Source organism: Dechloromonas denitrificans (genome assembly GCF_020510685.1).
Lineage (GTDB): Bacteria > Pseudomonadota > Gammaproteobacteria > Burkholderiales > Rhodocyclaceae > Azonexus > Azonexus denitrificans_A.
Genome location: NZ_CP075185.1, coordinates 2,903,404 through 2,918,796 on the forward strand (window position 1 = coordinate 2,903,404; position 15,393 = coordinate 2,918,796).

Annotated in this window: 15 protein-coding genes and 1 tRNA gene; 2 read left to right on the plus strand and 14 right to left on the minus strand. The window is 58.5% G+C overall.

Translation table 11 applies throughout. The features are described from left to right. Positions 1–275 precede the first annotated feature (275 nt). The 4 genes from KI611_RS13875 to rnr form a co-directional block, all read right to left on the minus strand. Positions 276–1,148, minus strand: a complete 873-nt coding sequence (locus tag KI611_RS13875; RefSeq protein ID WP_226416246.1) for a DMT family transporter — start codon at positions 1,146–1,148, stop codon at positions 276–278. Between the two features lie 22 nt (positions 1,149–1,170). Continuing rightward, positions 1,171–1,902 (minus strand): 23S rRNA (guanosine(2251)-2'-O)-methyltransferase RlmB, encoded by a 732-nt coding sequence (gene rlmB, locus KI611_RS13880; RefSeq protein WP_226416247.1) that lies wholly within the window; start codon positions 1,900–1,902, stop codon positions 1,171–1,173. A 76-nt stretch (positions 1,903–1,978) separates the two neighbouring features. Further along, the gene (locus KI611_RS13885) at positions 1,979–2,563 is read right to left on the minus strand and encodes a bacteriohemerythrin (RefSeq protein ID WP_226416248.1); all 585 of its coding nucleotides are present in this window, start codon (positions 2,561–2,563) and stop codon (positions 1,979–1,981) included. A 133-nt stretch (positions 2,564–2,696) separates the two neighbouring features. Next, entirely contained in the window at positions 2,697–5,069 is a 2,373-nt protein-coding gene (gene rnr / locus KI611_RS13890) for a ribonuclease R (protein ID WP_226419914.1), read from the minus strand. 40 nt (positions 5,070–5,109) lie between these two features. Between rnr and KI611_RS13895 the strand changes: the two genes are divergently transcribed. Continuing rightward, positions 5,110–5,194: transfer RNA gene (locus KI611_RS13895), tRNA-Leu, on the plus strand. A 229-nt stretch (positions 5,195–5,423) separates the two neighbouring features. After that, positions 5,424–5,798 (plus strand): hypothetical protein, encoded by a 375-nt coding sequence (locus KI611_RS13900; protein ID WP_226416249.1) that lies wholly within the window; start codon positions 5,424–5,426, stop codon positions 5,796–5,798. A 50-nt stretch (positions 5,799–5,848) separates the two neighbouring features. Here KI611_RS13900 and KI611_RS13905 read toward each other — a convergent pair whose 3' ends face one another. From KI611_RS13905 to KI611_RS13950, 10 genes are all read right to left on the minus strand, one after another. Continuing rightward, positions 5,849–7,156 (minus strand): adenylosuccinate synthase, encoded by a 1,308-nt coding sequence (locus KI611_RS13905; protein ID WP_226416250.1) that lies wholly within the window; start codon positions 7,154–7,156, stop codon positions 5,849–5,851. 3 nt (positions 7,157–7,159) lie between these two features. Further along, on the minus strand, positions 7,160–8,314 hold the full coding sequence (locus KI611_RS13910) for an ATP phosphoribosyltransferase regulatory subunit (RefSeq protein ID WP_226416251.1): 1,155 nt from the start codon (positions 8,312–8,314) through the stop codon (positions 7,160–7,162). Further along, on the minus strand, positions 8,311–8,496 hold the full coding sequence (locus tag KI611_RS13915) for a DUF2065 domain-containing protein (RefSeq protein WP_226416252.1): 186 nt from the start codon (positions 8,494–8,496) through the stop codon (positions 8,311–8,313). Before KI611_RS13915 ends, KI611_RS13910 begins: the two co-directional genes overlap by 4 nt. After that, a complete protein-coding gene (gene hflC / locus KI611_RS13920) occupies positions 8,493–9,380 on the minus strand; it encodes a protease modulator HflC (protein ID WP_226416253.1) in 888 nt (295 codons plus the stop codon). The genes KI611_RS13915 and hflC overlap by 4 nt, the downstream gene beginning before the upstream one ends. Further along, the gene (hflK, locus tag KI611_RS13925) at positions 9,380–10,696 is read right to left on the minus strand and encodes an FtsH protease activity modulator HflK (protein WP_226416254.1); all 1,317 of its coding nucleotides are present in this window, start codon (positions 10,694–10,696) and stop codon (positions 9,380–9,382) included. The genes hflC and hflK overlap by 1 nt, the downstream gene beginning before the upstream one ends. Before the next feature lie 37 nt (positions 10,697–10,733). Further along, on the minus strand, positions 10,734–11,888 hold the full coding sequence (gene hflX, locus KI611_RS13930; RefSeq protein WP_226416255.1) for a GTPase HflX: 1,155 nt from the start codon (positions 11,886–11,888) through the stop codon (positions 10,734–10,736). A gap of 60 nt (positions 11,889–11,948) precedes the next feature. Further along, positions 11,949–12,188, minus strand: a complete 240-nt coding sequence (hfq, locus tag KI611_RS13935) for an RNA chaperone Hfq (RefSeq protein ID WP_226416256.1) — start codon at positions 12,186–12,188, stop codon at positions 11,949–11,951. A 76-nt stretch (positions 12,189–12,264) separates the two neighbouring features. Continuing rightward, positions 12,265–13,596, minus strand: coding sequence for a ribosome biogenesis GTPase Der (gene der, locus KI611_RS13940; RefSeq protein WP_226416257.1), 1,332 nt, complete (start codon positions 13,594–13,596; stop codon positions 12,265–12,267). After that, positions 13,593–14,753 carry an outer membrane protein assembly factor BamB gene (gene bamB / locus KI611_RS13945; protein ID WP_226416258.1) on the minus strand — a complete coding sequence of 387 codons (1,161 nt, stop codon included), beginning with the start codon at positions 14,751–14,753 and terminating at the stop codon, positions 13,593–13,595. Before bamB ends, der begins: the two co-directional genes overlap by 4 nt. Then, complete coding sequence (locus KI611_RS13950) at positions 14,753–15,391, minus strand: YfgM family protein (RefSeq protein ID WP_226416259.1); 639 nt, start codon at positions 15,389–15,391, stop codon at positions 14,753–14,755. The genes bamB and KI611_RS13950 overlap by 1 nt, the downstream gene beginning before the upstream one ends. Between the last annotated feature and the right edge of the window lie 2 nt (positions 15,392–15,393).

Sequence of the window (15,393 nt, forward strand, 5' to 3'; positions counted from 1 at the left end):
CGCTTTCGCTTCGTCTGCAGCAGAGAGGCCGAATTATGAACCTCTTCTCTACTCCCGTCAAGCTTTTCAGCTCAACTTCTTCTTTCTGCTTCCTCTTCTCCAACCGCCGAAAACACCCGCCGCTGCAGAAGAGCTGCGCATTATATAGATCTCAAACCGAAGGTCAACTCAATCAACCAAATTACTTCAATTCAGAAGAAAAACACCTCAACGACGTGTAGATTTCGATCGCAACCACTTAACCAATATGAAGCCCCGCCGCCGACAAGAGGGGGTTATGAAACACGGCGCAGGACCAGCAGTTCATTAACCACCAGCGCAGCAAGAACCAACCCTCCGCCGAGCAAAACACTACTCGCAGGCGTTTCACCCACACCAACCCAAGCCCAGGTGACACCGAAAACGACTTCAAGCAAGGCAAGCAGGGATACTTCGGGGGCCGGTAACTCACGAGTCAGGCGCACCATCAACAAACAAGGAATGGCCAATTGCACCACACCAAGCAAAGCAAGCAGACCCATATCATGATCGGAGGCCTGCATCGGCCACGCCACTGGCAATGTTGCCAGCGCCGAAAGCACAGCACCGATCAGTACCGCCGGCAACATATCCTCAGCCAGCACCGCATCTTTGCCAACTCGTTGCAGCACGGTCAGATTCACCGCACCAGCCAGCGGCACAGCACCGGCAATCAGGGAACCTAGCAGTGAAGCCCCCGCCTCGCCCTGGGCAGCGAACATCCAAGCAATCCCGATGCCAGCGACAACAATTGCCAACCAGGTACGCATTGGCAGGCGATGGCCAAGGAAAAACCGGGAAAACAGCGCCGTCAGGAGCGGACTGATCGCCATTGTGATCAGTACATTGGCCACTGAAGTCAGCGTCAGGGCAAGCATAAAGGCGGTATACATCACGCCCCAGCACAGCCCGGAAATCCATACCGCCCATCCGCCCCGCAACAAACCCCGCCAAAGAAGCGACCCGCGCATACAACCGAGCACCACAAGAAGCGCTAGAGCATTGAAGGCGCTGCGCCAGAATGTCACTTCGAAGGCATGCGCCGTATCGAGATGACGGGTGACCACTCCAGCAATACTCCACAAGAGAGCAACCAGCACCATGAGTCCCACAGCACGACGGTGGGTCATTTCAGAAGAGCGCTAACGAGAATCAGGGGCGGCGGCGCCGGGCTTCATATAGGCAGACGCCGGCTGCAACCGAAACATTCAGGCTTTCCACCGTGCCATACATCGGGATATTGACCAATTGGTTGCAAGTTTCGCGGGTCAGGCGGCGCATCCCCTCGCCTTCAGCCCCCAGCACCCAGGCGGTGGCGACTGGCCATTCCGCAGCATAGAGATCGCTGGTCGCCTCGCCAGCCGTGCCGATCACCCAGATATCCCGCTCTTTCAACTCACGCAGGGTGCGCGCCAGATTGGTGACCATTACATAAGGAACCGTCTCAGCCGCCCCGCTGGCCGTCTTCATCGCTACGTCAGTTAAACCGACCGCCCTGTCCTTCGGAGCAATGACTGCATGAACACCGGCAGCATCGGCGACCCGCAGACAGGCACCGAGGTTGCGCGGGTCGGTAATGCCATCGAGTACAAGTAGAAAGGCCAGCTCTTCCAGCGTATCGAGCACGTCGTCAAGATGTGCGACCTTGCGGCCGCCCTCGACCCGAGCGATGACGCCCTGATGTTTTGCCCCCGGCGCCATGCCATCGAGCCGCTTGCCGTCGCTGCCGACAATTTTGACGCCCTGCAACTCGGCATGCTTGAGCAGATCGCGAGCCCGAGCATCTTGGCGGGAGACATCAACAATTATCTCCTTGACCGCTTCTGGATCATGGCGGAGCTTGGCGGTCACGGCGTGAAAGCCGTAAATCAGGCGGGAAGACATGGCTGCTTTCGAAAAATAGGAACCTGGATTTTACCGCGCCGAGTCGCCAGCCCAGAAACCATCAACCAAAGGCCAGCTACCAGACAGGCAACTTATTGGCTTGACCGGGAGCAGCCCCCTCGCGCTCAACCCAACGCGCCAGCAGAACATCATGCAGGCCGATGTGATGAACGATCCAACGGGACAACAGGATATCAAGATCCCGAATCCGGCTAACAGTATTCATCGGATCGAGGGACGCGACAATTTCCAAAACCTTTCCGGAAATTGCCGCATGGTCCTCCATGTGCGCCTCGCAGACATCGCGGTCGATTATCTGGAACAAGGAATGGCGCATGATCTCTTCCTCGGTTTTGAAGTGATCGAGGATAAAGGCGAACAGATCACCCAGCATGGCTACCAGTTCATTTTCGCAAAAGCCCCGACGAGCCTGATCGCAATTGCCGCAATCATGAATATTCGCGTAATCGATACAAACCTTGCGCAAACTGGTAATACAAGACAACAGCATGCGATGCTCGGCATCAATGCTTTTGTGCCCGGTAACCAGTTCGGGCGGCAATTCGCCCCCCTTCACCCAGGAGAGGGCTTCTTGAGGCGCAGCGGCAACAGCTTGCTGAGCGGCCACCACCTCCGTCGACTGCGTCACTTCACCAGGCATTTTCGCTCCACCCCATCAACCAAGCCGCATATTTTAGCGCGAACGCAAAGATTTTGGTTTGGAAGCACCGAGCTCAAATCTGATTAGCGTAATGAGGCAGCCGACCCGGCCGCCTCATTACCAAAGATGCAGATCAACTTTTTTTGGCTGACTTCTTCGCCACTGGCTTGGCAGAAAGTTTAGGCGAACGTTTAGCAGCTTTGGCCGGCGCCTTTCTGGCTACCGCCTTGACAGCGACGGCCGACGACTTGACCGGCGCTCTGACAGCCCCCTTGGCAATTTGCTTGGCCGGGCTGCGCCCCGCCAATTTCCGCTGCCCGGCCGACTTATCATCCCTGACTAGCACGAAATCGATCTTGTTACTCTCCAGATCGGCCCGTACCAGTTTGACCCTGACCCGGTCACCCAGTCGATAGCTCTGCCCGGTCCGCTCGCCCAGCATCTGATGCTTGACGTTGTCGAACTGGAAGTAGTCTTCGCCCAACTCGGAAACGTGAACCAGACCTTCGACATAAATCGCATCGAGGGCAACAAAGATGCCAAAGCCTGTGACCGCCGAAATGGTGCCGTCAAAAACTTCACCAATGCGCTCCTTCATGAAGAAGCATTTCAGCCAGTTTTCGACATCGCGCGTTGCCTCGTCGGCGCGGCGTTCGGTAGCCGAACATTGCAAGCCGATATCTTCCCAAGTACCGACTGGTGTGTAGGTTTCCTTGGCCAGCACCGCCTTGATCGCACGATGAACCAGAAGATCGGGATAGCGACGAATTGGCGAGGTGAAGTGAGTGTAATGCTCATAGGCCAGACCGAAGTGACCGATATTGTCCGGACTGTACATGGCCTGCTTGAGCGAACGCAGCATCACGGTCTGCAACAACAGGAAATCCGGACGCAATTTGATTTTTTCAAGCAGCACCGCGTAATCCTTGGCACCTGGATCATCGCCACCGCCCAAGTCCATGCCGAATTCACCGAGGAAGGCACGCAGATTCTGCAGCTTCTCGTCGGACGGCGCGGCATGCACGCGGTACAGACAGGTTTGCTTGTGCGCGGCCAGAAAATCGGAAGCACAAACATTTGCGGCTAGCATGCATTCTTCGATGACCCGATGGGCATCGTTGCGAAAAACCGGGACGATGTTCTCGATTTTGCCCTGATCGTTGAACAGCATTTGCGTTTCGGTGGTTTCAAAATCGATCGCACCGCGCACCACGCGCGCCTTGTGCAGGGCCTGGAACAGTTTGTACAGGTTCTTCAGATCCGGCTGTAGCGCCTTGTGCGTATCGCTTTCCGGCGTCGCTTCGCCGGAAAGCCAGGACCAGACCTGGTTATAGGTGAGTCGGGCGTGCGAGCGAAAGACGGCCGGATAAAAACGGTAGGCGCCAATTTTGCCCGCAGCACTGATATCCATGTCACAAACCATGGCCATCCGTTCGACATCCGGATTCAGCGAGCAGATGCCGTTCGACAACTTTTCCGGCAACATCGGGATGACCCGACGCGGAAAATAGACCGAGTTGCCGCGCTCCAGCGCCTCCTTATCAAGGGCCATGCCCGGCTTGACGTAATGCGACACGTCGGCGATGGCCACAACCAATCGCCAGCCGCGCCCCTTCTTCGCGCAATAAACGGCATCGTCGAAATCGCGGGCGGTTTCGCCATCGATGGTCACCAACGGCAGATCGCGCAAATCTTCCCGGCCAACCAGATCCGCCTTCTTTACCTTGTCCGGCAGTTCCTTGTTTTCTTCCAGCGCTTTTTTTGAGAATTCAAAGGGCAAGTCATGCTTGCGCAGTGCGATTTCGATTTCCATGCCGGGATCGGCATAGGTGCCGAGCACCTCGGTGATGCGGCCGATCGGCTTGGAAAACTTGCTCGGCTGCTCGATGATATCGACCATCACTACCTGCCCGGCCTCCGGCTTGATCTTCGCCTTCTTCTCCGGCGGCACCAGGATATCCTGAGCAATACGACGGTTTTCCGGAACTACGAAGACCAGGCCGTGTTCGACAAAAACCCGCCCGACAACCCGCGTATTTGCCCGTTCGGTAACCTCGACGATGCTGCCTTCCGGTCGTCCCTTGCGGTCCACACCGGTGATGCGAACCAAAGCGCGATCGCCGTGCAGGACTTTCCCCATTTGGTGTTGAACAAGGAATATATCGGGGCTGCCGTCATCGGGAATCAGGAAGCCAAAGCCATCCGGATGCCCCTGTATTTTGCCCGCTATCAGACTGGCGCGCTCAGGAAGAATGTAGGAGCCCTTGCGGTTGCGCAGCAATTGCCCCTCGCGCTCCATCGCACCGAGCCGGCGCTGGAACATTTCCCGCTCACTCTCGGCAATATCCAGCAATTCAGTCAACTCGGCAAAGCCAAGCGGGCGGCCCTGATCCGTCAGCACTTGCGAAATGTATTCGCGGGATGGCAGCGGATACTCATAACGGACCGATTCACGGTCAAAGAAGGGATCAGCTCGACGAACTTTCGACATTTTTTTTATTGACATCTCTTTTTCTCTCTCTATAATGGCGGCTCTTCGCACCTGTGCCCAGGTGGCGGAATTGGTAGACGCACTAGTTTCAGGTACTAGCGGGTAACTCCGTGGGGGTTCGAGTCCCTTCCTGGGCACCAGCGATTTTGATAGAAGGCCTTGTACAAACAAGGCCTTTTTTCATTTCTACCTCGGTTTCTCTACAACCGGCCGACGCGCGGCTCGTTTCAACTGGCCAGCATTGTCTCACAGCACACACCTCCGCGTCCTCCAGTAACAATTACTCACACTTGCGTACACGGCACCGGTAATCGGCGGCCGGGACGGCGCGTTATTCGGCTTATCAAAACAACGATTACGAGCCAAATAATGAAGAAGACAACTGCCCTCTGCCTGGCCATCAGCTTGAGTCTGGGCACCAGCGGAATCGCCCGGGCGGACTGGGGACGTCACGGAAACCATCGGCCGGGCGGATATGAATACCGCCATTATCAAAACCATGACTACGGTGATCGTCGTCGCGCCGACTGGATCGGGCCCGCCGCGATTCTCGCCATTACCGGTCTCGCCATCGGAGCAGCGGCTTACAGTCAGGCCAACGCTGCCCCGGTCTATATTGCCCCGCCACGCCCGATACCGCCGCCCCCCTCGGAAAACTGGTACTACTGCGACTCGTCCGGCCAGTATTACCCCTACGTTCGCAACTGCCCGGAAGGCTGGCAGGCGGTAATGCCGCCCCGCTGAAAAGGAAAACGGGCCATTTAGGCCCGTTGACCAGAACAATCCCGCCCAACTTAATTGAACGGATGTTCCTTCAGGATCGTTTCGTCGCGCTCGGGGCCGGTCGACACAATGGCAATCGGCACTTCGCACAACACTTCGAGACGATCCAGGTAGGCCTGCGCATTGGCCGGCAAGTCTTCCCAGCGCTTGACACCGAAAGTCGTGCCGCTCCAGCCCGGCATGGTTTCGTAGATCGGCTCGCAACGGGCAACCTCATCGGCCCCGATCGGCAGCAAATCAATCACCTGGCCATCCAGCTTGTAGCCGGTACAGATATTCAGTTCCTTCAAACCGTCCAGCACATCGAGCTTGGTGATGCAAAGACCGGTCAGACCGTTGATCCGACCCGAACGACGTAGCGCGGCAGCATCAAACCAGCCGCAACGGCGTTTGCGACCGGTAACCGTGCCGAACTCACGACCGACCTGCGACATCTGATAGCCCGGCACGCCTTCGGTTTCGATGTCCAGTTCGCTCGGGAACGGACCGCCGCCGACGCGGGTACAGTAAGCCTTGGTAATGCCCAACACGTAATGCAGCATGCCGGGGCCGATACCGGAACCAGCCGATGCCTGGCCGGCCACGCAGTTCGAAGAGGTGACAAACGGATAAGTGCCGTGGTCGATATCGAGCAGCGTACCTTGCGCGCCTTCGAACAACAGGTTCTGGCCTGCCTTGTTGGCGGCGTAAAGCGCAGCCGACACGTCGGTGACCATCGGCCGGATATGCTCGGCATCGGCCATCGCCTGATCAAGCACCATCTGATAGTCGACTGCCGGCGCCTTGAAATACTGGGTCAGAACGAAGTTGTGATACTCCAGCACTTCCTTCAGCTTTTCGGCGAAACGCTCGGGATGGAACAGGTCATAAACGCGCAAACCGCGACGGGAGACCTTGTCTTCGTAGGTCGGGCCGATACCCTTGCCGGTCGTACCAATTTTCTGGCCTTCGCACTTAGCGCCTTCGCGGGCCTTGTCGATAGCGGAATGGTAAGGCAGGATGATCGGACAGCCCGGGCTGATCTTCAGACGGGAGCGGACGTCGATGCCGCCTTTTTCCAGCTCGGCAATCTCGGACAACAGGTGATGAATATCCAGCACCACGCCATTGCCGATATAGCAGTCCACACCATCACGCACAATGCCCGACGGCACCAGATTCAGCTTGTACACCTGCTCGCCGACCACCAGCGTATGACCGGCGTTGTGACCGCCCTGAAAACGCACCACCCCCCGAGCATGATCGGTCAGCCAGTCGACGATTTTTCCCTTCCCTTCGTCGCCCCATTGGGTGCCCACCACGATGACATTCTTGGCCATTTCTTAATCCTCTTGTATTGCTTCAATAATCCATTGCCCACCAACCAGGGCCAGCTTGCGGTCACAGACCGGGCCTTCGCAGGCGGTCTCGCCCGGCAGTAATTCGACGACAACCTCGCCCTGAGCGCGCAGCGCTGCGATATGGGCGGCAAGCAGTTTGTCGTGACCGGCATAGGAGGCAAGAATCGCCCCCGGCTGCCGACTTGGCGCCACCAGACGGGCGACTTCGCGTAAATCCATCGAAAATCCGGTGGCCGGCCGAGCTCGGCCGAAGGTTTTCCCGGCACCGTCATAGCGCCCACCCAGGGCAATCGCAGCCGGGTAGCCAGGACAATAGGCGGCAAAAACCACACCGTTGTGATAGTGGTAACCACGCAAATCGGACAGATCAACCGAGAACGGCAGTTCCGGCGCCGCCGCGAAAATGTGGCGCAAGCCGTCGAGCGCCGCGACGATAGCCGGCAGCGCGGGCAATTCGGCGGCGGCACGCGCCAGCACCTCGACGCCACCATAGAGCAGTGGCAAGGCGAGCAGCGCTTCGCGATACGGCGAAACGACCTCGGCACAGGCTTCGCTCAGCCCCGGCACATCCTTGGCCTGCAACAGACTGAGAACGAGATCTTCGGCCTCCTGCGGCAAAGCAGCGGCTTCGGCGAGAGCGCGGAAAATACCGACATGACCGAGATCGATACGACTGATCGGCAGTTTGACCGCCTCGAAAGCCCCCGCCATCAGCCGGATGATATCGAGATCGGCTTCAATGCCGGCATACCCGTAGAGTTCGGCACCGATCTGCACCGGCTCGCGACCAGCCGAAACGCTGGCCGGCAGGGTATGCAGCACGCTGCCGCAATAACTCAGACGGGTCACGCCCTGGTGGTTCAGCAGGTGTGCATCGATGCGGGCCGCTTGCGGGGTGATGTCGGCGCGCACGCCCATCGTTCGCCCGGAGAGCTGGTCGACCAGCTTGAAGGTGCGCAGTTGCAGATCCTGCCCCGCCCCGGTCAGCAACGATTCCAGGTATTCCAGCATCGGCGGCATGACGAATTCGAAACCGCGCACCTGGAAATGATCCAGGACTGTGCGGCGCAGACGCTCGATACGTGCGGCCTCGGCCGGCAGCGCATCGGCAATGTATTCAGGTAACAACCAGTTCATGAAAAAAGCATCAGAAGGACGAGGCCGATCAGCATCGAGGTCAGACCAACAAAGCGAATCTGCCCGTCCGAAAATTGAATGAGGCGGCGAAAGGTTTCACGCCAGGCCGCCGGCGCAATAAAGGGCATGATGCCTTCGAGCACCAACATCAGCGCGAAGGCAAGCAGGATGGTCGATGTCATTTGCCCTTGTCGTTGCTACGACCGACGCTCTTCATGTAGCGGAAGAAATCGGAACTCGGATCAACGACCAGAATGTCAGTCTTGTTCTTGAAGCTGCCACGATACGCTTCAAGGCTGCGATAGAAGGAGTAAAACTCGGGACTCTGACCAAAAGCGCCGGCGTAAATCGCCGAAGCCTTGGCATCGCCCTCACCTTTGATTTTTTGCGCATCGCGATAGGCATCGGCAATGATGATTTCGCGCTGGCGATCGGCATCGGCCCGAATCTTCTCGGCCTCGGCGGAGCCTTCCGAACGCAGCTCGTTGGCGACGCGCTTGCGTTCCGCTTCCATCCGGCGGTAAACCGCCTCGCTGACTTCGGTCGGCAGCTCGACGCGTTTCAGGCGGACATCGACAATCTGGACACCGATCTTGCGGGCATCACTGTCGGCTTTTTCGCGCATCTGCTCCATGATCTTGTCACGCTCGCCAGACACCACATCGTGCACAGTGCGTTTGCCGAACTCTTCACGCAGCCCGGCATTCACCGTCTGGTTCAGCCGCGTCTTGGCCCGCGTTTCGTCGCCACTCACCGAAATATAGTAGAGACGGGGATCAACGATTCGCCACTTGATATAGGAATCAACCAGAACGTTCTTTTTCTCGGAGGTAATGAAACGCTCCGGCTCGTTGTTGTCGAGCGTGATGATGCGCTTTTCGAAATAACGCACATTCTGGATCATCGGAATCTTGAAATTCAGACCCGGCTCGGCGATTACCTTCTTGACTTCGCCCAGTTGAAAAACCAGCGCGTACTGGCGTTGATCGACGGTAAAGATCGACATCGCCAAGACCACCAGCACGGCGGCGATGATGCCGCCCAAAACATTGATACGCGGACTCATCAACGTCCCTCCCGATCACGTGAGCGCAACGAAGCATCGCGCGAACTCGAAGACGAATACGAACCACCGCCGACTTGCGGCGCCCGCTCAAGCTGCGGCGGCGCTTCCGACGGCAACTGCGCGGCTGGTTTGCCAACAGACTGAGCCGCCTGGGCCTCGACCGGGCCAATCTGCGCCGCCGTCATGCCGGCAGCCGACTGCATCAGCTTATCGAGCGGCAAATAAAGCAGATTGCCCTGCCCCTTGGCATCAACCAGCACCTTGCTAGTATTGCCATAAACCTGTTGCATGGTTTCCAGATACATACGCTGACGGGTTACTTCCGGCGCCTTGGCATACTCGACCTGAACCTGCTTGAAGCGTGAGGCATCACCTTCCGCCGTCGAGATCACCCGCTGCTTGTGGCCGTTAGCCTCTTCCATCAGGCGAGCAGCCGTACCCTTGGCCTTGGGTATTACATCGTTGGCGTAGGCTTGGCCTTCATTTTTCTGCCGCTCACGATCCTGCCCGGCCTTGACGGCATCATCGAAAGCCGACTGCACCTGCTCGGGAGGCTGGGCATTCTGCATCGTCACCTTGGAGACCAGAATCCCGCTCTTGTAACGATCGAGAATATCCTGCATCAGCTTGGCGGCCTGAGTCGCTATCTGCTCGCGCCCTTCATAAAGGACAAAGTTCATCTCGCTCTTGCCGACGATTTCACGCACCGCCGATTCAGCCGCGCCCATCACCGCATCATCCGTATGGCGGTTGTTGAAAAGATACTCAACCGGATCCTTCAGGATGTATTGCACGGCGAACTGGATATTCACGATGTTTTCATCATCGGTCAGCATCAGCGCCTCTTTCAGCACCTTGTTGCGTTCGGTGCCGCGATAGCCGATTTCCAGGGTACGCACCCCGGACAGATTGACCAGTTCATGCGACTGGAAGGGGTAAGGAAAACGCCAGCGCAGACCAGGTTCGGTTGATTCCTTGTAGCTGCCAAACTGCAGCACGATACCGCGCTGCGAGGCATCGACAATATAAAACCCGGAAGCCAGCCAGACTACCGCGACCAAACCGGCGATCAGACCCAGGCCGCCACCGAGAAACTTCGGATTGAAGTCGATGTTCGGGATGCGCGGGCCGTCACCACCGCCATTGCCGCCGCCACCGCCCTTCTTGCCAAACATGCCGGTCAGCTTGCGGTTGAAATCGCGCCACAACTCTTCGAGGTCGGGCGGTCCGTCGTTGGGTCGGCGAGGTCCGCCACCACCGGGCTTGTCACCGTCATTACTGCCACGGTTGCCCCACTGCGGGTCATTGATCGACATGAGAATACCTAGTGTAGGAATCATTGGTGTTGGGAATTCACTTAGTGTAGTCGTGTTGAGCTTCACGCTCGGCATCGGCGAGAGCCTTCTGACGGGCCACTGCCTTTGCCCGGGCATACTCGGCCAGCGATTCGCGCAGCATATCGAGACCGTCTCCTGAGCGCGCACTGACACGAACGCGCGCGATATTACCATATTCGTCCCGCTCGACTCCCGGCGCCGCCTCGGTCAGATCGATCTTGTTCCAGACGACGACCTGGCGCAACTGGCTGGCGCCAATCTCTTCAAGCACCTTGTTCACTTCAAATACTTGCTCATCGCGAGCATGGCTGGCGCTATCCACGACATGTAGCAACACATCGGCATCGATGGCGGCCTCCAGCGTGGCATGAAAGGCATCGACCAGCGAGTGAGGCAAGTCGCGAATGAACCCGACGGTGTCGGAAATCACGATATTGCCGGCCCCCTCAATCCATAATTTGCGCGAAGTGGTATCCAGGGTCGCAAAAAGCTGGTCGGCCGCAAAAACACCGGCATGAGTCAGCGCATTGAACAACGTTGACTTGCCGGCATTGGTATAACCGACCAGCGAAACATTCAGCGTATCGCCTCGCCGCCGCGCCTTGCGCTGAACACCACGCTGCCGCGACAGCTTTACCAGACGCTCCTTGAGCAGCCTGACCCGGTTGCCGAGCAATCGGCGGTCGGTTTCGAGCTGGGTTTCACCCGGACCGCGCATTCCGATACCGCCGCGCTGCCGCTCCAAGTGTGTCCAGCCCCGAACCAGACGGGTCGACAAATGCTCAAGCTGCGCCAGCTCGACCTGCAACTTGCCTTCCGCACTGGCTGCGCGCTGGGCAAAGATATCGAGAATCAGGCTGGTGCGGTCAATCACTCGACATTTGAGCTCGCGCTCAAGATTCCGTTCCTGGGCCGGCGACAGTTCGTGGTTGAAAATCACCAGATCGGACGCGCCGGCAGCCAGCATAGCGGCAATCTCCTGGACCTTCCCCTTGCCGGCAAAGGTCTTCGGATCGGGACTTTGCCGCCGGCCAAAAACTTCGCCAACGACCACGCCGCCCGCCGACTCGGCAAGCAGACGTACCTCTTCCAGCTGATCTTCGAGATCGGGCTGACCGAAGTCGAGTTGAACGATCACCGCGCGCTCGACGGCGGCTGGTCGTTCAGTCATGAGGAATTCTGGGAGGGAGAAGCAACGGCCCGCCAACTGGACGGGCCTTGGAGCGGGAGCTTATTGTTCCGCCGCCTGTTCTTGCTGGAGATTGACCGGGCGAGCTGGCACTACCGTCGAGATGGCGTGCTTGTACACCATTTGGGTTACCGTATTCTTGAGCAGTACAACGTACTGATCGAAGGATTCGACCTGGCCCTGCAATTTGATCCCGTTGACCAGGTAAATCGAAACGGGAACATGCTCCCGACGGAGAGCGTTGAGGAAGGGGTCTTGTAAGAGTTGCCCTTTGTTGCTCATGGTGTGGACTCCATGTGTGTTGTTATGAGTTGCCTAATGTACCCAAAATACCTCGGGTTGCCAAAGCATTTAGGGTTTATTTCTTGTCTTTGTCGGCAAACGGATTCTTCGCGCTGACAAACTGGATGCGCAATGGCGTTCCTTGAAGTTTGAATGCCTCGCGGAAGGTATGTTCAAGGTAACGGCGATAGCTATCGGTGATTTTATCGACCGCATTGCCATGAACGACGATGATCGGCGGATTCGAGCCACCTTGGTGGGCATAACGTGGTTTCGGCCGGAAAAGACCATGCTTCGACGGCGCCTGCTTGGCCACCGCATCAGCCAGCACACGGGCCAGTCGGGGCGTCGACATTTTGGTCATGGCAGCGGCGAAAGCACCGTCGACCGAACGAAACAGCGACTCCAGACCGATATTGTCGCGCGCCGAAATGAAATGGAATTTGGCAAAATCGAGGAATTTCAGCTTGCGCTCGAGGGTCAGGCGCGTCTGTTCCCGGGTATAGGCATCGAGGCCATCCCATTTATTTACCGCGACGACCAGCGCGCGGCCGGACTGCACGATGAAATCGGCAATATGCGCATCCTGCTCGGAAACGTCAGCCTGAGCATCGACCATCAGAATGACGACGTTGGCATCCTCGATCGATTGCAGCGTCTTGACCACCGAAAACTTTTCAATAGATTCGAAAACCTTGCCACGCTTGCGCATGCCGGCGGTGTCGACCAGCACGTACTTGCGGCCGCCCCGCTCGAAATCGATTTCGATCGAATCACGCGTCGTACCCGGTGCATCGAAGGCGATGACCCGCTCTTCGCCAAGTAAGGTATTGATCAGCGTCGATTTGCCGACGTTCGGACGACCGACAATCGCGACGCGCACCGAGTCGGACTTTGCCTCCTCCTCATCGGGCTCGGGAAACGCATCCAAAGCCAGATCGACAAGGCCGCGCACGCCTTCGCCATGGGCCGACGAAATTGCGTTGGGTTCGCCCAGGCCGAGCTCATGGAACTCAGCTTCGACCATCCCGTGATTCATGCCTTCCGCCTTGTTGACGGCGACAAAGACCGGCCGCCCGATCCGCCGCAGCTTGTTGGCAATTTCCTTGTCGTGCGGCGTCAGGCCGGCGCGGCCATCGACCACGAAAATGACGGCATCGGCTTCGACGATCGCCTGCTCGGTCTGGCGCGCCATTTCGTGCAGGATGCCTTCCTTGATCATTGGCTCGAAACCGCCGGTATCGACCACCAGATAAGGCTTGCGCCCGAGTTTCCCGTGGCCGTAATGACGGTCGCGGGTAAGCCCGGGCATATCGGCAACGATGGCGTCGCGCGACTTGGTCAGGCGGTTGAAAAGAGTGGATTTGCCGACATTCGGTCGGCCTACCAGAACTAACGTAGGTTTCATTGAGCCTCGATTGCGCTCACGTTGCCGCCAGCGGTTTGCACCAGAAAGCTTGAACCGAGCAATTGAACCGGCGTACGGACAGATGTGCCGTCGGTCTTCTGACGGGCAGCAAAACTGCCGTCTTCACGGGATAGAAAATGGACAATGCCTTCGGCGTCGGCCACGGCAACCAGACCACGGCGTACGGCCGGGCCGGAAAGCCGGCGATTGAGCAACTTGTCCTGTTTCCACAGGCTGCTGCCGGACAAACGGTCGAGGGCATGGACGGCGCCCTTGTCGTCGGTAACGAAGAGATAACGCCCGTCGAGCGCCAATCCGGCGGCCGAGGAGAGTTCGCGCGACCAGATCATCGCCCCGCCCTGCCCCATGTCGAAACAGGCAACGCGGCCCTGGAAGGCGACGGCGCAGATCTGACGGCCATCGACAACCGGCGAAGCAACGATGTCGGCCACCCGATCCAGTTCGGTCGCGCCCTTGGGCAGCGCCACGGCGCCCTCCCAGACCGGTGCTCCGTTCTGCAAGGACAAGGCGACCAATTTTCCACCGGGGAAACCGACAAAGACAAAGCGATCGGCAAAGACCGGCGATCCGGCACTGCGAATCGACAACGTCGGCGTCGACCGCTGATAAACCCACTTGCGCGTTCCGTCGGCCACATCGAACAGGAAGACGCGGTTGTCGCCGCTCTTGACCGCGACACCGTCATCGCTGACGGTCGGGGCGGCCAGCACTTCGCTGGAAGCCTTGGCCTGCCAGAGCGGCTTGCCGTCCTCGGCCGAGAAGGCCAGGACATCGCCCCGCGGCGTACCGACGACAACCAGCCGAGCATTGGCGCCCACACCGGCCGACAATGGCTGACCGGCATTGATCTTCCAGACGGCTTTGCCGCCATCCAGCTTGCTGACCGCACCATCCCGGCCAGCGACATAAACGGCATTGCCGACCACCGCCGGCGCGAAGCTGTAGTCACCGGCCTTGCCGGCACTGGCCGACCACGCGGTGCGTACTTCGGCCGTTGCGACGAACGGCTTGAGCGGCTGCATTTTCGGACCGGAACTGGCAAACGGATTGAGCGAGCTGATACCGTCGGTAATGGTCGCACAGCCATTCAGCATCAAACCGGCTGCAGCGAGAAGCAAGACCAGGCGGCGCGGCATCAGGCGGCCTCACCCAGGCTGTCGAGCTTTTGCTGGAGCAGTTGCTGGCCGGCCCCCGGCTTGTTTTCCGCCTTGTCCAGCGCAGCCTTGTAGGCAGCGCGGGCTTCCGGCTTTTTTCCCTGGGCCGTCAGCACGTCGCCCTTCAACTCGAGGAAACGGGCATCGAAGGTCGGCGCATGTGACGCCTCCAACTGCTTGAGCGCTTCGTCGTACGCCTTTTCATCAAGCTGTACAGCGGCCAGGCGCAATCTGGCGAGATCCTTGATTTCGTCCTTGCCATGTTCTGCGACCCAGCCCAGCTGGGCCTTGGCGGTCTTCAGGTCGCCGGCGTCGAAAGACTGCTTGGCAGCCAGCAAGGCCCCGAGCGAAGCATAGGTGGTCCGCCCGAACTTTTCGGCGAGCTCACCGGCGGCGCCCTTGACCTTCTGGGCATCGCCGGCCGCCACGGCCTGTTCGAGCACGTTGTAAATGGCCGAAGCCTGTCCCGACTGGCTGCGCTGATACCAGTTCCAGCCCTGCCAGCCGATCACTACCAGGCAAAAGACGGTAATCACCCCGGAAACGAGGTTGCCGTACATCTTCCACCAGGTTTTCAGCGTCGCTATCTGTTCCTGCTCTTCGAGGTCGTAATGCGCCACGT